The following is a 19,493-nucleotide window of genomic DNA, read 5'->3' as shown; positions in this document are numbered from 1 at the left end:
TTGCTATTGGTTTAGTAAAACACGGCGTTAAGTTAGGATAAATTGTTTAAATAGATAAGCCGTTAAAGTAGCTTGAATTAACAATGGCTTATCTCAATTTAGGGTTACGATATATTCCGTTACATCGCTGGCTAAAGCAGATAAAAAAATCTCGCGTTCGGGTTGGATGTCCTCCACATTAGGTGGCAATTGATCCATGTAGCTAAAATGACCTGCATTTTCGTCCAAAATAAACCTCACTTCGTGCTTCTCTTCAAGCATATTCTTAAACAAAATTGTTCTTTCGGGCGGTGTGACAGTATCCTTAGCACCCGTTCGTAGATATACCCCAGTGTTTAACGTGTTTAATGCTCCCGGATGCAAATAGAAATCTACAGCCGGCGCAAGAAGCACCAACCCATTAAATTGGCTCTTGAAATTAGTCTCAACAAGATCTCCTGAAAAGGTCATCGCTTTTACCCCCGCCAGTGCAAGCAACAACGTTGCCCCGATAGAATGCCCGATGCCTATAATAGGTATTGCTGCAGGTGTGAGATACTTAGTCAAGACAATTTCAAGCTTACGAATGCGCGAATCAAGTTGTTCCTTTGTAGGTGTGTGCCCCGGTATCAAGTCAAAATGCGGGGCTATAACTGTACATCCTTGGTCGGCAATAGCGCCAAGTAACGGAAGATGCCTCGCTGGGCTGCCTCCGCGCCCCGCTGCAAAAACCACTAACGATTTTGGTTTGGTTGCTTCTAAAACGGTAATTGAAAACTTTACGCCCTGGTGTTGCAGCTGCACCGTGCTTTCAGAAAAATTCATCAATAAATATTTTGCCGGTAAAAATAAGCTTTAACTTTATTGCATGCGGATATCTTTAAAAACATGCTATCCAATGCATAACCGTTACAAAAAGATGCATTTAACTACCTGATAAACAAGGCAACAAATTTTGCGCACTATCGAACAACCGGTGTTCGATTACGAACAATTTTTGTATTTATAAATCTCGCAATTAACTTGTAATCAAATATTTACTTGTTTGGCACATTATTGCATTGGTACTTAAAGCAAGCTTGTTTGCAACGTACCTATTAAACTTTATTTATCATGATAAAGAATTACCTGAAAATTGCCTGGCGCAATCTTATCAAAAATAAAACGCACACGTTTATTAACGTTGCCGGCCTATCGGTTGGCATGGCGGTAGCCATACTTATAGGTCTTTGGGTGTATGATGAAGTATCATACGACAAATACTTCAAAAATCATGACCGCATTGTACGTGTAATGCAAAACCAGACGATCAACGGTGAGGTACTCACCAGCAACTCTATGCCTATACCTTTAGGTACGATGCTGCGAGATGAGTACAAGAGCGATTTTAAATATGTTTCGCTATCAAGCTGGACCTTCTCCCTCGGTATATCGTATGGCGAACAAAAGCTGGTAACCCATGGCAACTACATGCAGCCAGAAGCGCCCGATATGTTGAGCCTAAAAATGATCAAGGGCAGCCGGGATAACCTGAAAGAACCTACCTCTATCCTTATCTCCCAAAAACTGGCAAAAGCCCTGTTTGGTAACACCGACCCTATGGACAAGGTAGTACGCATAAACAACCAGTACGACCACAAGGTAACCGGTGTTTACGAAGACTTACCTGCAAATACCACCTTCAGCGATATGGAGCTGATAGCACCATGGGATAGATACGTTGCTTCGCAACCATGGTTAAAAAGGGCTTCAACCCGCTGGGGCAATAACTCGTTCCAGATTTTTGCACAGTTGCAGCCGGGGGTCGATATCAAAAAAGTTTCGGCACGCATCAAAGACCTGAAGCTTAAGAACATCATTTTGCAGGGCGATGATGTTGGTGCGGCATTTAAGCCGACCGTTTTTCTGTACCCTATGGACAAATGGCATTTATATAGCGAGTTTAAAAATGGCGTAAATACAGGCGGTGGCATCCAATTCGTTGTCATGTTTGGTATTATCGGTGCGTTTGTATTACTGCTGGCCTGTATCAATTTCATGAACCTAAGCACTGCCCGTTCAGAAAAACGTGCTAAAGAGGTAGGCATTCGCAAAACCGTAGGTTCATTGCGTGCGCAATTGGTAGCCCAGTTCTTCAGCGAATCGTTATTGGTAGCGGCATTTGCCTTTGCGGTAAGCATATTATTGGTGGTGCTGGCATTGCCCTGGTTTAACCAGGTTGCCAACAAAACCATGTCGGTACTTTGGGATAAACCGCTGTTTTGGGTAACTGGCATAGGCTTTACTTTACTCACTGGTATTATAGCAGGTAGCTATCCTGCATTTTACTTATCATCTTTCCAACCGGTTAAAGTGCTAAAGGGAACCTTTAAAGCCGGCAAGCTTGCCGCGTTGCCGCGTAAGATGCTGGTGGTGTTGCAGTTCACCGTTTCGGTAACACTTATTATTGGCACCATTGTGGTGTTTCTGCAGGTACAGCATACCAAGAACAGGCCGGTTGGCTACAACCGTACCGGTCTGTTACAGGCCGATATGCGTACTGATGCCATACACAAAAGCTTTGCCGCCGTAAGGAACGACCTGATACAAACCGGTACCGTGATAGACGCGGCAGAATCCGGCAGTCCGTTAACAGCCGTTTGGTCAAACAACAGCGGTATGCAGTGGCGCGGAAAAGCGCCGGGCCAGCAGGATGATTTTGGTACTATACCCGTAAGTCCAACTTTTGGCAGAACCGCAGGCTGGAAAATTATCCAGGGACGTGATTTTAACGAAAATTACAAATCAGACTCTACTGCCATTATTATCAACGAGGCTACCGCTAAATTCTTGGGTTTCAAAAATCCGATAGGAGAAATTGTAAAATGGGATACTGAATTTAAAATCATCGGCGTTGTTAAGGATCTGGTGATGACATCTCCTTACGAACCCGTTAAGACCACCATTTTTGGTATGTCTAAAGAGAAAGGCGATGTATTGAATATTAGGCTGAACCCTAAAGTCGGCACGCATGAAGCATTGGCAAAGATAGAGGCCGTAATTAAAAAGTACGACCCGGCCAGTCCGTTTGATTACAAATTTACTGATGAAGAATATGCCAAAAAATTTGCTACTGAAGAACGCGTAGGTAAACTGGCCGGTTTCTTTACCATATTGGCTATATTTATAAGCTGCCTTGGCTTATTTGGCATGGCATCTTTTATGGCAGAACAGCGCACCAAAGAAATTGGCGTTCGCAAGGTATTAGGTGCATCTGTATTTACATTATGGCGCTTAATGTCTGTTGATTTTGTGGTACTGATAACCATTTCCTTAATGCTGGCCATACCAACGGCCTACTATTTTATGCAAGGCTGGCTACAGGATTATAAATACCGAACGGATCTATCATGGTGGATATTTGCTGCAACAGCCGTGGGAGCGTTGGCAATTACCTTACTTACTGTAAGCTATCAGAGCATTAAAGCCGCTATGATAAACCCGGTGAAAAGTTTAAAAACGGATTAGTTGGGTCATTGGGTCATTGGGTCATTGGGTCATTGGGTCATTGGGTCATTGGGTCATTGGGTCATTGGGTCATTAAAAGTATTTCACTATCACCTTTTGTTTTATACATTTGGATAGAAAACTTCTCTTTCTGGCTTTATATTTTGGTGCAAGTAATTGCTTTGCGCAGGTTAAACCCAAAGCTTCAGACTTTACTGTGGTAAACCGTCAGCTCAACATTAAAGACGATGGCACCGTGCAGGTGAACGGCGTAGATAACGCCGGCTTTGTATGGCTTAATAATCGCCGGTTTACATACGGCACTATTGAGTTTGATGTAAAAGGCAACGATAAATTACAGGGCAGTTTTGTAGGTGTGGCCTTCCATGGTTTAAACGATAGTACTTATGAATCAATCTATTTCCGTCCGTTTAATTTTAAGGCTGATGACGCTATAAGGCGAAGCCATGGTGTACAATACATTGCCCCTCCGCTGTTTGATTGGCCAATACTGCGCGAGAAATATCCCAACAAATACGAGTTAGCTGTAACGCCGGCACCAGACCCTAATGGCTGGTTCCACGCCAAAATAGATGTAATGGCGGATAAGGTAAGCGTGTATGTAAATAATTCCGCTACGCCCGCTCTTGTAATTACTCCGCTCACTCATACCGGTGGTACAAAAATTGCCTATTGGGTAGGCTTCGGCTCCCCTGGCGACTGGAAGAACCTTAAAATAACCGACAAGAAATAACTCATTAAAAAAGCCCGATGCATTGCACCGGGCTTTTATATTATGTATTACAAAATTACTGATCTCTGATCACTAATCTCCAATCACTAACTAACAGTATTGCTCAAACGCGTCGATCAGGTTATCGGCGATCATTTGTGCAGGGCGGCCTTCTATCTGATGGCGCTCTATAATGTGTACCAATTTACCATCTTTAAACAAAGCCATTGATGGCGATGATGGTGGATAAGGCAACATCAGGTTACGGGCTGCATCAACAGCTTCGCGCTCCATGCCGGCAAATACGGTTACCAATTTATCCGGATGTTTTGCATTGGCAGCAGCCATACGTGCAGCAGGGCGTGCGTTAGCAGCGGCACAACCACAAACCGAATTCACCATTACAAAAGTGGTACCTTCGCTTTTAATAGCAGCATTAACCTGCTCTGCATCTTTCAATTCTTCAAAACCAACGCGGGTTAATTCTTCGCGCATTGGCGCAACTAAATATTCTGGGTACATCATAATTTTTACTTCGCTAATATTCAGTGCAAAAGTACCAAATTCAAAATAAAAACAACCCGTAATCAGAATAAACCGTATTAATTGACGTTTCGGTTATAAAATATTGAAAGATGGATGGTGAGGGTAAGTGTGGTATATTTTTTTGCCGGTATTACTATATTGCAATCTGTAGTTTTTAACCCTAATAAAACTATTGAATTAAACTTAAAACAGAACATTTAGGTATGGGATTTCTTTTTAACAGAAATGAGGCCCAGCCACGCATTGTACAGGTTAAGGCCAAGCATGTAAATTCGCTAAAATTTACCGTAGCCGCTGTACTTATTGTGGTAATGGTGCTCATGACAGCGATCATTCGCTTAAGCACGCAAACAGAACAGCAACGCCATGAGAACAGCAGGTTGCAATCGCAAATAGCTACATTACAAGGTGAAATTGACAAGACTGAGCAGAACGCTCTGCTTGAAACGGCACAAAAAGACGGCCAGCGAAGTAAAGCGGTATCATACTTGGCAGATATACAGTCAAAGCTAAAACGCATTAACGAGTATATGAGCAAACGCGGCTTGCGCAACATCGCCTTCCGCAAACTTAATATCGACGAGAAGCCTAAAAGCGAGACCAAACTGTACGCTGATTTTAACAATTACCTTGACAGGCTGGTTAATACCATAGCCTATACTCCTATGGGTTACCCGCGTCTAAGTTCGTTCACATCATTTTTTGGCTCACGCGGCAACCCCTTTGATTTTGGTGGGAGCGAGTTTCATCCGGGTATCGATTTTAGCGGGCATAAAGGCGACCCTGTAAAATGTACGGCCAGCGGCAGGGTTATTTTTGCAGGCAGGGCCGGTGGCTATGGTAACTGTGTAAAGATCCGCCATAATAACAATATCGAGACCTGGTACGGGCATCTTTCAAAGATAAACGTAAAAGAAGGCCAAAGAGTTGATGTTGGTCAGCTGATAGGCAAGGTAGGATCAACAGGCCGTTCAACCGGGCCGCACCTGCATTATGAGATCCGCAAGAACGGACAGCCGGTTAATCCTAAACAATATTTGAGCTTGAATTTGTAGTTTAGAGATTAGTTACCGGAGGTTGGAGATTAGTTGAAACTCCTGATATATAAGGGCGATGATTAATTCATCGCCTTTTTTATTAATGATCTTCACATGGAAGTAATATCTCTTGGTATCTATTATTACAATCATCAATCACTAACCGACCACTTTCGCCTTTCGCCTCAATTACTTACCTTTGCAACAAAAAATTAAACACTATGTCATCAGTAGAGACCGCTTACACCAAGCATTGGGTAAAAGATATTGAGCTGGCCGATTGGGGTCGCAAAGAAATTGAACTGGCTGAGGCAGAAATGCCGGGCTTAATGGCTCTTCGTGCCGAGTATGGCGCAAGCAAGCCGCTGGCTGGTGCACGCATCGCCGGCTGTTTACACATGACCATCCAAACCGCTGTTTTGATCGAAACTTTGATCGAGCTTGGCGCTGAGGTTACCTGGTCGTCTTGTAACATCTTCTCAACGCAGGACCATGCTGCTGCTGCTATTGCAGCTGCGGGCACTTCGGTTTATGCTAAAAAAGGCATGAATGCTGAAGAGTTTGACTGGTGTATTGAGCAAACTTTATTCTTTGGCGAAGATCGCAAGCCATTGAATATGATCTTGGATGATGGTGGCGACTTAACCAATATGGTTTTGGATAAATATCCTGAGCTGATTGCTAACATTAAAGGCCTTTCTGAAGAAACCACTACCGGTGTTCACCGCTTGTACGAGCGTATGAAGAACGGTACTTTGCCAATGCCTGCTATCAACATCAACGACTCTGTTACCAAATCAAAGTTTGATAATAAATACGGTTGCCGCGAGTCGCTGGTAGACGCTATCCGCCGCGCTACCGACGTAATGATGGCCGGTAAAGTTGGTGTGGTTTGTGGTTACGGCGACGTAGGTAAAGGTTCTGCAGATTCATTGCGTAATGCAGGTGTACGTGTTATTGTTACCGAAATTGACCCTATCTGTGCTTTACAAGCTGCAATGGAAGGTTTTGAAGTGAAAAAACTTTCTACCGCTATTGCCGAGGCTGATATTGTAGTTACTGCAACAGGTAACAAAAACATTGTTCGCGAAGAGCATTTCCGTGCATTGAAAGATAAAGCTATCGTTTGTAACATTGGTCACTTTGATAACGAGATCGATATGGCATGGTTAAACGGTGCTTATGGCGATACCAAAGTTGAAATTAAGCCACAGGTTGATAAATACACTATCAACGGTAATGATGTTATCGTGTTGGCAGAAGGCCGCCTGGTTAACTTAGGTTGTGCAACCGGTCACCCAAGCTTTGTAATGAGCAACAGCTTCACCAACCAAACTTTGGCTCAATTAGAGCTTTGGACTAACGGTGATGCTTACGAAAACAAAGTTTACACCCTTCCAAAACACCTTGATGAAAAAGTTGCCCGTTTACACCTTGCCAAAATTGGTGTTGAACTGGAAGTTTTAGACCAGGATCAGGCTGAGTATATCGGTGTAACCGTAGAAGGTCCGTTTAAACCGGAATACTACCGTTACTAAGTGATTCAGGACTTTTAGAGTCAGGAATCAGGATAAAATAAAAAGGGATATGGTTTTTAGGCCTTATCCCTTTTTTGTTGCCGTCGAGGGATTAGCGTATCCCGTGACATGCATGAATGAAGCTTTCAGCTTCCATCAGCTGAAAGCTGACGTTATGGTTAGCGCGAGCTGAAAGCTCGCACCAGCTTAAGAGTTATTGTTCCTACTTCAACTCCTTTATCTTCACACTCCTGAAATCCACATCAAAGCCGTGATCCTGCAGCAGGATGTGGCCTTCTTTGGCTTCGCCGAAATCTTTCCAGATCTTGTATTTGCTGATGGCTACCAGGTCGCGGAACTCTTTTGAGCCGCGCTCATATTCAAGCACTTTTATGCCGTTGAGGTAGTGCTCTACGTGGTTGTTTGGATAAACAATGATTCGGCCGGTGTTCCAGGCACCGATAGGGTGTACAAAACGCGGCTGCTTTTTGGCAGTTATGAGGTCATACAACGAGGCAAGTGTGCGGTCGCCGTCGCGGCCCAGCTTGGCATCGGGGTGTACGGCATCATCAAGCACCTGGTACTCCAACCCTATCGCCGAGCCTTTGGTTTTCTCATCAAGCGTTACAAAATACTTAACACCGCTGTTTGCCCCCTTACTCATCCTGAACTCGAACGACATATCAAAGGCACCATACATTTTATCGGTAACAATATCGCCACCGTTAGTTGCTTCACCACCGTTGGCTCCAATTACCGATAATTTGCCATCAGCTATTTTCCAGCCCTTAGCCGGGAAGGTTGCAGCAGATGCACTACGCCAGCCGGCGCTGCTTTTGCCGTCAAATAACAATTTCCATCCATCGGTTTTCTCATAAGGTGTTAAACTGTTCGATTGCAGGTTAACTACGTAAACGCCCTTACTAAATGGCTCCGGTTTTAAGCCTGTAGTTTTTATTTTGATGTTTTTAAAGTATACCTTTTTACCGGCCTGTGCCTCGTTATCAATAGCATGTACCTGTAAGCCTATAAAGCCGCGGGCATCAAGCGTATCTACCACATAAGCGGTAGCAATGCCGTTTATCCAGGTTTTCATACTGTTGCCAATGCATTCCACTTTGATGTGGTTAAACTGGCCGTTCTTCCAGGCATCTTTAGCTTTGGCGTTTAGTTCCATCGGGTACAGCCAGTCGCGTCGGCCTTCGTCATAGATACCGCCGGTCCATTTGCGGTCGCTGGGGTCTACTTCGCATTGTTTACCATAAACAAGGCCTTTGCCTTCGTGCCCGGCGGGGTCAAAATGGCTGCGTACCTGCACTCCCGAGTTGGTGATGGTACTTTCGGTTTTTACATCTATCTCTAAAATAAAATCGCCATATTCTTTTTCAGTCACCAGAAAGGTGTTGCCGCTGTTAAGCACCGCAGTACCGGTGATGCCGCCATTCTCCACTTTGTACTCGGCCTTACCGGCTAATATTTTCCAGCCGTTAAGTGTTTTGCCGTCAAACAGGTTGGTGTAACCGCCTTGCGCATTGGCAGTATGTACACCGGCCATAACAGCAGCCGCCAATAGGTAAGCTTTTAAGTTTTTCATATATTACAGGTAGTTTAATTTTGGCATCACCGTTTCCAGGTTAAACAAGGTAAATGTTGAGCACACAATTGGTTAAGGCTAAAATAGCACTTACATATTAAAACTGCATATTAAGTTAAAATATAACAGGTTTGTTACCACCAATATTACACACTATTTAAAGCTGTTTTAGCTGTAACATTAGTTTAAATTTGTCGTCTTAAATTCATTGCATAAAGCTATCTTAGCCTTAATATGCATGCATATTATTTAAACCATTAACTATATGAAAATTATTTATGCTGCCGCCCTCATTGGCAGTTTGGGCGCGTTTGCCCTAAACGCATCTGCACAGCAAGCTGCACCAAAGCAGGATGACCCTGCATTAAAAATTTACCGGGAAACGCCTACCAAATACAGCGACCTTGTACACACCAAGCTTGACGTGCGTTTTGATTACAAAAAGCGCTACATGTACGGCAAAGAATGGGTTACCTTAAAACCGCACTTCTATCCTACCGATTCATTATCGCTTGATGCAAAGGGCATGGACCTTAAAACCATTGCCATAGTAAAGAATGGTAAGAACGTGCCGTTAAAATTTACCTATGATAGCATGGTGGTTAAGATAAAGCTTGACCGCACCTACCGCAATAATGAGAGTTACACCGTTTATATAGATTACACTGCCAAACCTAACGAACTTAAAGTACAAGGCAGCGCGGCAATAACCGATGCCAAAGGTTTATATTTTATTAATCCAGACGGTACCGAGAAAGACAAACCAACACAGATATGGACACAGGGCGAAACCGAAGGTTCGTCTGTTTGGTTCCCAACAATCGATAAACCCAACCAAAAAACTACTGATGAGATCAGCATGACGGTGCCGGCCAAGTACGTTACTTTATCAAACGGTCGTCTGGCTTCGCAAAAGGTTAACGGAGACGGCACCCGTACCGATACCTGGAAGATGGAGTTGCCGCACTCGCCATACTTATTTATGATGGCTGTGGGTGATTTTAAGATCACTAAGGACACCTGGAAAGGTAAAGAGGTTAGCTACTATCTTGAACCTAAATATGCGCCGTATGCAAGGGATATTTTCGGCTTTACGCCGGAGGTAATAGATTTTTACTCAAAAACATTGGGGGTTGATTACCCATGGAATAAATATTCGCAAATCGTAGTGCGCGATTATGTGAGCGGTGCAATGGAAAATACATCTGCAACCTTACATGGTGATTATGTGCAAGCTACTAAACGCGAATTGCTCGACGATTACTATGGGCAAGGCCGCAGTACCATCGTTCACGAACTGTTCCACCAGTGGTTTGGAGATTACGTTACCGCCGAAAGCTGGAGCAACCTGACTGTTAACGAGTCATTCGCCGATTTCAGCGAAACCCTATGGGCCGAACACAAATATGGTAAAGATGCCGGTGATGCCCATATTCAGGACGATCGCGAAAACTACCTGAGCCAGCCAAACCTGCGCAGTAAAGATCTTGTACGTTTCCATTACCATGATAAGGAAGACATGTTTGATGCCGTTACCTACCAAAAAGGTGGCAGCATACTTTACATGCTGCGTAATTATTTAGGTAACGATGCTTTCTACAAAGGATTGAACATCTACCTTAAAACAAATGCCTTTAAAAACGGTGAGGCCCACCAACTGCGTTTAGCTTTGGAAGAAGCCAGTGGCCGCGATCTTACCTGGTTCTTTAACCAATGGTACTTTGGTGCCGGCAACCCTATTTTGGGCATCACTTATAAATGGGATGATGCAAGCAAAACCGAAACCGTGGTATTGAACCAAAGCCAGGATGGCAACGCGTTCATACTGCCGTTGGCTATTGATGTTTATGCGGGTGGAAAAAAAGAACGTAAAACGTTCTGGATGCGCAACAAGGTTGATAGCCTGGTTTTCAAATCGGCTGTTAAGCCAAGCCTGGTTAACGTTGATGCAGACAAAATGCTGTTAGCTAAAAAAACCGACAACAAAACACTTGATGAGTTTGCTTTCCAGTACTTTAATGCGCCTTTATATTTAGACCGTTACGAAGCTATTAAAGCAGCTGCAAAATCACAAAACAGCAATGCAGCGGCCCGCAAAGTGATCATTGCCGCCCTTAATGATAAATATTGGGAATTGCAGATAGACGCTATTAAAGCTGCAGACATGAATAATGATGACGTGCGTAATGCAGCGCAACCTATTCTTGTAAAGTTGGCGCAAACTGATCCAAACAACTTGGTAAAAGCAGCTGCAATCACTGCTTTGGGTAAACTAAAAGCATCTGGTAACAGCAACTTGTTCAAACAAGCACTTAACAGCCAATCGTACGCTGTTGAAGGTGCTGCATTAAATGCACTTGCCCTTATCAATCCTGCCGAAGCAATGACCTTGGCTAAAACTTATGAGAAAGACAGCAATGGCGCGCTTAAACAATCAGTGCTTAACACCTACGCTATCAGCGGCAGCGATGAGCAATGGCCATTTGTTTACGAATCGTTCAAAAACGGTCAGCCTCAGTCGCAATTCAACATCATGAGGAACTATGCTGATATGATAGGCCGCCTTAAAAATCCGGCTAACGCCCAGCAAGGTGTAAACTCAATTATTGAATTTGGTAATAAATACAAAAAGTATGGTGTTGGTCCGCAAATAGCCACCATCCTAACCAACATTAAAGAGGCCCGCACTAAAGCAGGTGATACATCATCAAATGCAGCTATTGACAAAGGCGTAGCTGAATTGAACGCACCGGCTAACTAACAATATCTTATTGTAATAATGATAGCCGCTCCCCCCAAAAGGAGCGGCTATTGTTTTATCACAAATGTTAAAGTTTTCGTTTTAACATTTACACCAAGCAACAGATGCCAACAAATTTTCGTCTTGTTTATTATCTTAGTATTACGTAATTACCTTGTTATGAAAAAGTTGTTCTTCCTGGTAGTATCTGTTTGTGTAGCCGGCATGGCATCGGCTCAAAAAGCTCCTGCAAATTCTGCTGATAATTTCTTCAACCAGCAGTTATCAAAGAATTTAAAGGCTGATAGCACCTTTCTAAAGAAGTTCCCGCAATTGAAGATGGACAGTCAAAATAATTTGGGCAACCTCAACAAAATGTATGCGGAAATTCCTCAGAACAAAACATTGCCATTACGAGCCAACACTAACTATGGCCCTGCTGTTAAGGTGATCCCGTTCTACTCAAAAATCCCGGTGGTAAAGCTTAAGGGTAATTCAAAGATGCCTGTTATGGGTGCCGCTCCGCAACCGAAGAATAACCGCGACAGCGTGGTTGCGATCCCTTAAAAATCTTTATTGAGTAGTTTCTCCAATTCGGCAAAGCTAACATCCATCTTGATACGGCCCTGTTTGGCGTAAGAGATCTCGCCGGTTTCTTCTGATACGATGATAGCAGTGGCGTCATTTGCTTCGGTTACACCAATACCTGCACGGTGGCGCAATCCAAATTGAGCAGGAAGATCAGACTTCTCAGTAACCGGTAGAATACAACTCGCCGACTTAATCTTGTTCTCTGAGATAACTACCGCTCCATCATGCAGCGGACTGTTCTTTTGGAAAATACTTTCTAAAACCCTTTTCGATATTTTGGCATCCAAAACTTCGCAGCTGTTCTGGTAAAACTGTTCATCGTAATATTTAGCGAAAACGATCAATGCGCCGGTGCGCGTTTGCTTCATGCTTTTGCAGGCATCAATAATAGGCTTTATGCGTGCGTAGTTGTTCTTTTCCACATCAGCTTTGCCAAAAAAATACTTCCACCAGGTTTTGTTACGCTGCAGCGATGCATTCTTACCAACCAACAGCAAAAACCGCCTCACTTCTTGCTGAAAAACGATAATAATTGCAATGATGCCTACATCTGCAAATTTGCTGAGAATGCCTGATAGCATCTGCATGTGCAATGCATCCACAATGCGGTAAACGAGATAAATGGTGATGAAACCAATGAAGATATTGGCAGCAATGGTACCCCTGATAAGGTTATATAACTGATAGATGAGAAAAGCTACCAGCAATATATCCAGCACATCAAAAATGCCAAATTTTGGAAAGTTGAGTTCAGGGAAATGCATATCACGAAGTTAACAGATTTTGTGGAAGATTGGTAGTTGTGTTCTGAACCTTGAGCAAAGGATTTGTTGATCGCATTCATAAACATGTCATTGCGAGGAGAGTCAGCGACGTGGTAATCTCTTCGCGCTTAAATCTGCATATGGCGAGATTGCCGCGCTTCGCTCAGAATGACAAGTTGTTTTTTGACTTTCGACTTAAGGCTCAAACCTTACTTATTTCTCTCAGTAGTGTACCTCACCAATTGCTCTAACCCGGTGCGGGCCTCGGATGGCGGAAAGGTGTTAAGGATATCAAAAGCTTCCTGCTGATATTTTTCCATTTGGGTTTGGGCGTATTGCAGGCCGCCGTTGCTTTTAACAAAACTGATGATCTCGGCTATTTTCTTGGGGTCATCGTTATGGCTTTTGACCATGCCTACCATGCGTTTCTTTTCGGCACCACTGGCACTGTTTAGCACATAAATAAGCGGAAGGGTAACCTTCTTCTCTTTGATATCTATACCTAAAGGTTTGCCTACATCATCGGTTCCAAAATCAAACATATCATCTTTGATCTGGAAGGCTATACCTATCTTTTCGCCAAACAAGCGGATCTTTTCAACGGTGGCTTCATCAGCACCTGCAGAAGCGGCCCCACAAGCACAGCAAGAGGCAATCAGCGAAGCGGTTTTTTGCCTTATCACTTCGTAATAAACATCTTCGCTTACATCCATACGGCGAACCTTCTCCACTTGTAATAACTCGCCCTCGCTCATTTGCTTTACGGCTTCAGAAACTATCTTTAGCAAACCAAAATCACCATTATCAACAGAAAGCAGCAAACCCTTGCTCAGCAGGTAATCGCCAACCAAAACGGCAATCTTGTTTTTCCAAAGGGCGTTGATAGAGAAAAAACCACGGCGTTGATATGAGTTATCAACCACATCATCATGCACCAGGGTGGCAGTGTGTAACAGTTCTACAAGCGCGGCACCGCGATGCGTAGATTCATTTATGCCGCCACAAATGCTGGCTGAGAAGAAAACAAACATTGGCCTTATCTGCTTTCCCTTGCGCTTAACAATGTAATGCGTAATACGATCAAGCAGGGGAACAGAACTTTGCATTGAGGCTTTAAACTTTCCCTCAAAAACATCAATTTCTGCAGCAATGGGTTTCTTAATTTCGTTGATGTTTAGCATGCAAACAGGCCAGCCTTTTATTCAGGAGGCAAACATAAGGTTTATAAGATATATATGTACAAACATCAGATTTTTTTAGTGTGGCGTTAAACCATTTGCGGGTAAGCTACTCTATTATATCAGTTAGTAATAACAGCATAAGTTTAGTTTTTGTGAGTTAAAGTTTTCGTGAAAAGCGGGACCCCAAAAAGGTTCCGCTTTTTTGTTATAATATTTTACCTTTGCAATCCTTATAAAAACGGAGAGGTGTCTGAGTGGTCGAAAGAGCACGCCTGGAAAGTGTGTATACGTCAAAAGCGTATCGAGGGTTCGAATCCCTCCCTCTCCGCTGATTTTCATACCAGGATAAAATAAAAGCCCGTATTTCGCATGGAAACGGGCTTTTTCTATTTTTCGTTAAGCTGTTTTATACGCCGATTCGTAAGTTTTTGGTGCGTAATTCGGTGAGTCATTTCGATTTTCGGCCTGACTCACCAGAAAGGGGTTAATTACCTGACTGACAGCCAGTTCAAAAAATGAACATGTTGATCCGTCCTGAGTACCAATTTGCTTTTGGTGCGTCATTCGGTGAGTCATTTCAATTTTGGCCTGACTCACCAAAAAGGGGTTATTCATCTGATTGACAGCCAGTTCAAAAATTGAACATCTTGTCTGAAAGTGACCGTAGATCTAAATTTGTTTAACCATTTAGTGAGTCATTATGAAGACAATTTTCAGTGTACTTTTCTACTTGAAAAGTCCAAGAAACTATGTATCAGGCACCAAGCCTGTGTACATGCGTATTACGGTCGATGGCAAGCGTTCTGAGCTGAGTACAGGCCGTGAATGCGAACCGTCACAATGGGTGAGTTCCGCAGGGCGCATGAAGGGCACCAAAGAGAACGTCAAAACTTTTAATAACTACCTCGACACCCTTCGTGCCCAGGTGGATGACGCCCACAGCGCGATGATCAAAGCCGATGAATTGATCACTGCAGAAACTTTGAAGAACCGTTTCCTCGGTAAGGATGAGCATCCCAAAATGCTGATCGAGATATTTCAGGATCATAACGATCGCTATGAAAAACTTATCGGTAACAGCGGTTCCAAAGGAACCCTGAGCAGGTACCGGATCTCGCTTGCGCATACGCAGCGCTTTCTCCAGTGGAGATACCATCTGAAAGACATACCCGTACGTAAGATCGATCACCAATTTGTAGTAGATTACGATTATTGGCTCAGGTCGGAAAGGAATTGTGGCAACAATTCCGCTGTAAAGTACATCCGTAACTTTAAAAAGATCGTACTGATCTGTCTTGATAACGGTTGGATCGACAGAAATCCTTTCATGAAATATAAAGGAAAGACAAAGCGCGTTCAACGGGTATGTCTTGAACAGTCCGACCTTGACAGGCTGATGTATAAAGAATTTGCCTCAAGCCGCCTCGAGCAGGTAAGAGATATCTTTTTGTTCAGTTGTTTTACTGGCCTGGCATATGTAGATGTAAAAAAACTACATCGCAACCATCTGACCAATCGTTATGATGGCGAGATATGGATCGTTACAAATCGTCAAAAAACAGATGTTCCGACAAGGGTTCCTTTGCTGCCGCAGGCCATTGACCTGATGCGGAAGTATGAGTATCACCCTAAGTGTGCTAACTCTGGTTTGGTTTTCCCAGTTCCATCTAATCAGAAAGTAAATGATTATCTCAAGGAGATCGCAGAGATGTGTGGGATCAAGACCGAGTTGACATTCCATATTGCCAGGCACACTTTCGCTACCACCGTGACCCTTGCCAATGATGTTCCCATTGAAAGTGTTTCAGTTATGCTTGGCCACTCCAGTATTAAAACGACCCAGGAGTATGCGAAAGTGCTTAATATCAAATTAAGTAAGGACATGCAGGCCCTCAAGGCGAAGATTGGTGCATAAAGCTTTAACATGATCAAAAAAATTCAACTATGAATGAGTTAGCTACAAGCGATCAGATGATCGCTGAAAAAATATATTTGATAAGGGGCATTAAGGTTATGCTCGATAAAGATCTGGCTGAAATGTATGGCACGATCCCGATACGTTTGAGACAGCAGGTTAAACGAAATATTGAACGTTTCCCCAGCCATTTCATGTTTCAGCTCACAGATAAAGAGGTCGATGCTATGGTATCACAAAATGTGATACCTTCACGTAAAGCATTAGGCGGTGCATTACCATACGCATTTAGCGAACATGGTATTCTTATGCTTGCCAACGTCGTTAAAAGTCAGCAAGCAATTGACATGAGCATCAAGATCATAGAAGTGTTCGTGAAATTCAGAGAAATGCTGCTCTCGCAGAAGGATTTACTTCTTAAATTCGAACAGATCGAAAAATTGATTGTTCAGCATGATGACGATATACAATCCATTTTTCGGGCATTAAAGCAATTAATTCATCAAAATGATGAACCCCGTGAGCCGATCGGCTTCAAATTAAAAGGTAATTAACAGCGGAATAAATAAAAGGATCTCAAATTGGGATCCTTTTAATTTGATCACTTCATTTAATGATAAAAGTAATATTAACAATTGTCTTGGTCATTTCTTTTTCATAATTAGTGTTTTATAAATTAAACATTATAACGTATTTTTGTTCATTATATAAAACGTTATGAAAAATGAATTGATCCTGCTACCTAAAGCGCAACGCGTATTGACAGAGTTTGGAGAGAATCTCAAGTTAGCCCGTTTAAGGCGTAAATTGAGCATGGAGCAAGTCAGTGAACGTGCCGGGATCAGTAGGTCTACATTATGGCAGGTAGAGAAAGGCAAACCCTCTGTTACCATGGGTGCTTACTTCCAGGTTTTGTTTGTACTGGGTCTGGAAAAGGATTTTCTAAAATTGGGTTCAGATGACGAGTTGGGCAGAAAATTACAGGATGCCGGATTAATCACCAGAGAACGCTCACCAAAGAAGTAATGCTATGGAAATTTACGTATACGCCGATTGGAATGGCTTAGATGCAACTACACAAATCGGTGTGCTGCATGCCGAATTGGTACGTGGCAAAGAGATATTTTCTTTTAATTACAACGCAACGTGGTTACAGAACCCGCAGGCGCAGCTGCTTGATCCCGATTTACAGTTGTTTGCCGGTCCGCAGTACCTGAACGACGGGAAACCAAATTTTGGAATGTTCCTGGATTCCTCGCCTGACCGCTGGGGCCGTGTGCTGATGAAAAGACGCGAAGCTATCCTGGCCCGTCGAGAGGAACGCAAGGCCAGGCCACTTTTCGAACAAGATTTTTTACTCGGCGTATTCGACGGGATACGTATGGGCGGACTACGCTTCAAGACTAATCCTGAAGGCATCTTTATGAACGACGAACAAGCCCTTGCTGCACCGCCATGGGTCAGCCTGCGCGACCTGGAGTTTGCCAGTCAGCAAGTTGAGCGGGATAAAGCAAAAGATGACTCAGAAGAATTGAAATGGTTAAATATGCTAATGGCACCAGGCGCTTCGCTTGGCGGGGCGCGTCCTAAAGCCAGCGTTACCGATCCTGAAGGCGACCTTTGGATCGCTAAATTCCCCAGTGTCACTGACGAATATGACATGGCAGGCTGGGAAATGGTAGTGTTGAGATTGGCAAGAACAGCCGGACTGAAGGTACCGGATGCTCAGGTACAAAAATTCTCAGGAAATCACTATACCTTCCTAAGCAAACGTTTTGACCGCATGCAGCAAATACGGATCCATTTCGCCTCGGCGATGACCTTATTGGGGCAGCAGGATGGTGCAGACTTCAACACAGGCGCCAGTTACCTGGACCTTGTCTCGGTTATACAAAAACAAGGAAGAAATGTCGATGAAAACTTGAAAGAATTATGGAGCCGGATCGTTTTCAATATACTGGTCAAAAACACGGATGATCACCTTAGAAACCATGGCTTCCTACTTCGTGACGGCGGTTGGGACCTATCACCGGCATACGATATAAATCCTAATCCCTATGGAACAGGTCTTACCTTGAACATTTCTGAGGACGATAATTCACTGGATACGGAACTTGCGCTTGAGGTTGCTACTTTTTTTCGACTGAATTCAGCGAATGCAACAAAACGCCTGGAAGAAATTAAAGAGGCAGTCAAAACCTGGCGGGATGTCGCGGCAAACATCGGGCTTTCACGTCGGGATCAGGAATTGATGGCTGATGCATTCGAATCATAGGTACTAAAGATTTTATACTCAAACCCAAGTATAAAGTGTTAAGAAAACGGGTGTCTTAACACCCGTAGATAGATAATACTTTTCCCTACTTTTTAATGAACACAGCAATTTAAACTTTGCAAATTTCACTAGTCGTTAATCATTTATCAGAAAGCTGATTAAATTTATTGTTATATCTATCAAATTGTGTTAGGATCAGCCTTCTTACAATAGGTTTCCTCAAGAACTTTAAGCCGCCCCATTTTTATAGCAATGTTTGCAATAAAAGCTAATACTGGTTCTACAATTTTCATCGCTCCTGTCATTTTAGAGTTATTAAGGTAGATGAACAGAGCTAGATCTGAAAGCTTTTTCGGTATTCCGTTACTGTTTGTAAGACCGTCCTTCATCAGACCCGAAATGATTAGCGAGGCATGTTCAAATTGAAAATTGCCTGGATCTATGGTCGTCCTTACCCGGCATACCTCCTTAGACCTGTTGTAAAAAAGATGTGTTTCGTTGGCCATAATAATTATATGATCGCCAGCTTTGAGTTGGTAACGTTTGCCAGCCTTCCCTACCTCCAGTTCACCTTTCAGGACGTCAAATTTCTCTGAAAATGATGTATGATAATGCCAGGGTGTTTTTGCTCCCGGAAGCAGATCACATTCAATCACTCTAGGTCCACCATCAACAGCAGAATGAATTAAATTGAAGTAAGCTTCACTATCCGTTGCATTTTTCTTCGGATTTTGCATTAAGAGTATGGGGCCGACTATCAAACAGATCGCTAAAGCGATCAGATGAGCTATGCCATGTTGCCAATCGCCTCCATTTTTGACCATAACAATCATTAAATCACCCAGTGGAACAACAGTCGCTGCAAGTAGTGTCAAAGCCAATGCCTTTCTTTGCTTTGTTAACACCAGGAGCATCAGAAGAATACCCGAAAATAAATCCCGAATTCCTTTGATGTAGTGAAAAGAATAATCAGTTTGCATATTAACGGAAATACCGTAATCAAATTCGGCTTTAACCGGTGAGATCAAAAATCTCAGGCCTATAAATAGAAGTCCTGCTGCTGTTATCAATGAAATGCAGTAACAAATTCTCGTTGTCATAATCTTTATTTTTAAGTTCACAACAAAGTTATTTG

General features: G+C 43.1%; 16 protein-coding genes and 1 tRNA gene. 11 read left to right on the top strand and 6 right to left on the bottom strand.

Features of this window, described 5'->3' with window-relative positions; all coding sequences use genetic code 11:
* Positions 1-93: 93 nt before the first annotated feature.
* The gene (locus INP83_RS07315; protein ID WP_219126915.1) at positions 94-804 is read right to left on the bottom strand and encodes an alpha/beta hydrolase; all 711 of its coding nucleotides are present in this window, start codon (positions 802-804) and stop codon (positions 94-96) included.
* A gap of 288 nt (positions 805-1,092) precedes the next feature.
* Here INP83_RS07315 and INP83_RS07310 point away from each other — a divergent pair, with 288 nt between their 5' ends.
* The gene (locus tag INP83_RS07310; RefSeq protein WP_219126914.1) at positions 1,093-3,486 is read left to right on the top strand and encodes an ABC transporter permease; all 2,394 of its coding nucleotides are present in this window, start codon (positions 1,093-1,095) and stop codon (positions 3,484-3,486) included.
* 109 nt (positions 3,487-3,595) lie between these two features.
* The gene (locus tag INP83_RS07305) at positions 3,596-4,219 is read left to right on the top strand and encodes a hypothetical protein (RefSeq protein WP_219126913.1); all 624 of its coding nucleotides are present in this window, start codon (positions 3,596-3,598) and stop codon (positions 4,217-4,219) included.
* A 90-nt stretch (positions 4,220-4,309) separates the two neighbouring features.
* Here the strand turns inward: INP83_RS07305 and INP83_RS07300 are convergent, their stop codons facing one another.
* Positions 4,310-4,720 (bottom strand): BrxA/BrxB family bacilliredoxin, encoded by a 411-nt coding sequence (locus INP83_RS07300; protein WP_146269547.1) that lies wholly within the window; start codon positions 4,718-4,720, stop codon positions 4,310-4,312.
* Between the two features lie 227 nt (positions 4,721-4,947).
* Between INP83_RS07300 and INP83_RS21290 the strand changes: the two genes are divergently transcribed.
* Both INP83_RS21290 and ahcY read left to right on the top strand, forming a co-directional pair.
* The gene (locus tag INP83_RS21290) at positions 4,948-5,799 is read left to right on the top strand and encodes a M23 family metallopeptidase (RefSeq protein WP_219126912.1); all 852 of its coding nucleotides are present in this window, start codon (positions 4,948-4,950) and stop codon (positions 5,797-5,799) included.
* 203 nt (positions 5,800-6,002) lie between these two features.
* On the top strand, positions 6,003-7,319 hold the full coding sequence (ahcY, locus tag INP83_RS07290; RefSeq protein WP_219126911.1) for an adenosylhomocysteinase: 1,317 nt from the start codon (positions 6,003-6,005) through the stop codon (positions 7,317-7,319).
* A 202-nt stretch (positions 7,320-7,521) separates the two neighbouring features.
* Here the strand turns inward: ahcY and INP83_RS07285 are convergent, their stop codons facing one another.
* Positions 7,522-8,892, bottom strand: coding sequence for a DUF1080 domain-containing protein (locus INP83_RS07285; RefSeq protein WP_219126910.1), 1,371 nt, complete (start codon positions 8,890-8,892; stop codon positions 7,522-7,524).
* 265 nt (positions 8,893-9,157) lie between these two features.
* Between INP83_RS07285 and INP83_RS07280 the strand changes: the two genes are divergently transcribed.
* Positions 9,158-11,653 carry a M1 family metallopeptidase gene (locus INP83_RS07280; RefSeq protein ID WP_219126909.1) on the top strand — a complete coding sequence of 832 codons (2,496 nt, stop codon included), beginning with the start codon at positions 9,158-9,160 and terminating at the stop codon, positions 11,651-11,653.
* A gap of 159 nt (positions 11,654-11,812) precedes the next feature.
* Complete coding sequence (locus INP83_RS07275) at positions 11,813-12,199, top strand: hypothetical protein (protein ID WP_219126908.1); 387 nt, start codon at positions 11,813-11,815, stop codon at positions 12,197-12,199.
* On the opposite strand, the gene cdaA is transcribed toward INP83_RS07275, so the two are convergent.
* Together cdaA and INP83_RS07265 are read right to left on the bottom strand one after the other, a co-directional pair.
* Positions 12,196-12,987, bottom strand: a complete 792-nt coding sequence (gene cdaA, locus INP83_RS07270; protein WP_219126907.1) for a diadenylate cyclase CdaA — start codon at positions 12,985-12,987, stop codon at positions 12,196-12,198. The two genes, INP83_RS07275 and cdaA, sit on opposite strands and share 4 nt — an antisense overlap.
* Before the next feature lie 209 nt (positions 12,988-13,196).
* A complete protein-coding gene (locus tag INP83_RS07265; protein ID WP_219126906.1) occupies positions 13,197-14,168 on the bottom strand; it encodes a polyprenyl synthetase family protein in 972 nt (323 codons plus the stop codon).
* 240 nt (positions 14,169-14,408) lie between these two features.
* Between INP83_RS07265 and INP83_RS07260 the strand changes: the two genes are divergently transcribed.
* From INP83_RS07260 to INP83_RS07240, 5 genes are all read left to right on the top strand, one after another.
* Positions 14,409-14,496 (top strand) — tRNA-Ser (locus INP83_RS07260).
* 372 nt (positions 14,497-14,868) lie between these two features.
* Positions 14,869-16,083, top strand: a complete 1,215-nt coding sequence (locus tag INP83_RS07255) for a site-specific integrase (protein WP_219126905.1) — start codon at positions 14,869-14,871, stop codon at positions 16,081-16,083.
* A 29-nt stretch (positions 16,084-16,112) separates the two neighbouring features.
* The gene (locus tag INP83_RS07250; RefSeq protein ID WP_219126904.1) at positions 16,113-16,637 is read left to right on the top strand and encodes an ORF6N domain-containing protein; all 525 of its coding nucleotides are present in this window, start codon (positions 16,113-16,115) and stop codon (positions 16,635-16,637) included.
* A 163-nt stretch (positions 16,638-16,800) separates the two neighbouring features.
* Positions 16,801-17,109: a helix-turn-helix domain-containing protein gene (locus tag INP83_RS07245; RefSeq protein WP_219126903.1), complete on the top strand. Its 309-nt coding sequence runs from the start codon at positions 16,801-16,803 to the stop codon at positions 17,107-17,109.
* Between the two features lie 4 nt (positions 17,110-17,113).
* Entirely contained in the window at positions 17,114-18,358 is a 1,245-nt protein-coding gene (locus INP83_RS07240) for a type II toxin-antitoxin system HipA family toxin (RefSeq protein ID WP_219126902.1), read from the top strand.
* 179 nt (positions 18,359-18,537) lie between these two features.
* Here the strand turns inward: INP83_RS07240 and INP83_RS07235 are convergent, their stop codons facing one another.
* Positions 18,538-19,458: a DUF4267 domain-containing protein gene (locus INP83_RS07235; RefSeq protein WP_219126901.1), complete on the bottom strand. Its 921-nt coding sequence runs from the start codon at positions 19,456-19,458 to the stop codon at positions 18,538-18,540.
* Positions 19,459-19,493: the final 35 nt, after the last annotated feature.

The organism is Mucilaginibacter sp. 21P, from assembly GCF_019331605.1.
Classification (GTDB): domain Bacteria; phylum Bacteroidota; class Bacteroidia; order Sphingobacteriales; family Sphingobacteriaceae; genus Mucilaginibacter; species Mucilaginibacter achroorhodeus.
The sequence above is the reverse complement of the archived record's forward strand: the minus strand, read 5'-3'. Positions and strand labels throughout refer to the sequence as shown.

Excerpts from the sequence above, each read along its gene's own strand:
- INP83_RS07315 (WP_219126915.1), bottom strand. The coding sequence starts at position 804 with ATGAATTTTTCTGAAAGCACGGTGCAGCTGCAACACCAGGGCGTAAAG.
- INP83_RS07310 (WP_219126914.1), top strand. The coding sequence starts at position 1,093 with ATGATAAAGAATTACCTGAAAATTGCCTGGCGCAATCTTATCAAAAAT.
- INP83_RS07300 (WP_146269547.1), bottom strand. The coding sequence starts at position 4,720 with ATGTACCCAGAATATTTAGTTGCGCCAATGCGCGAAGAATTAACCCGC.
- INP83_RS21290 (WP_219126912.1), top strand. The coding sequence starts at position 4,948 with ATGGGATTTCTTTTTAACAGAAATGAGGCCCAGCCACGCATTGTACAG.
- ahcY (WP_219126911.1), top strand. The coding sequence starts at position 6,003 with ATGTCATCAGTAGAGACCGCTTACACCAAGCATTGGGTAAAAGATATT.
- INP83_RS07285 (WP_219126910.1), bottom strand. The coding sequence starts at position 8,892 with ATGAAAAACTTAAAAGCTTACCTATTGGCGGCTGCTGTTATGGCCGGT.
- INP83_RS07280 (WP_219126909.1), top strand. The coding sequence starts at position 9,158 with ATGAAAATTATTTATGCTGCCGCCCTCATTGGCAGTTTGGGCGCGTTT.
- INP83_RS07275 (WP_219126908.1), top strand. The coding sequence starts at position 11,813 with ATGAAAAAGTTGTTCTTCCTGGTAGTATCTGTTTGTGTAGCCGGCATG.
- cdaA (WP_219126907.1), bottom strand. The coding sequence starts at position 12,987 with ATGCATTTCCCTGAACTCAACTTTCCAAAATTTGGCATTTTTGATGTG.
- INP83_RS07265 (WP_219126906.1), bottom strand. The coding sequence starts at position 14,168 with ATGCTAAACATCAACGAAATTAAGAAACCCATTGCTGCAGAAATTGAT.
- INP83_RS07255 (WP_219126905.1), top strand. The coding sequence starts at position 14,869 with ATGAAGACAATTTTCAGTGTACTTTTCTACTTGAAAAGTCCAAGAAAC.
- INP83_RS07250 (WP_219126904.1), top strand. The coding sequence starts at position 16,113 with ATGAATGAGTTAGCTACAAGCGATCAGATGATCGCTGAAAAAATATAT.
- INP83_RS07245 (WP_219126903.1), top strand. The coding sequence starts at position 16,801 with ATGAAAAATGAATTGATCCTGCTACCTAAAGCGCAACGCGTATTGACA.
- INP83_RS07240 (WP_219126902.1), top strand. The coding sequence starts at position 17,114 with ATGGAAATTTACGTATACGCCGATTGGAATGGCTTAGATGCAACTACA.
- INP83_RS07235 (WP_219126901.1), bottom strand. The coding sequence starts at position 19,458 with ATGACAACGAGAATTTGTTACTGCATTTCATTGATAACAGCAGCAGGA.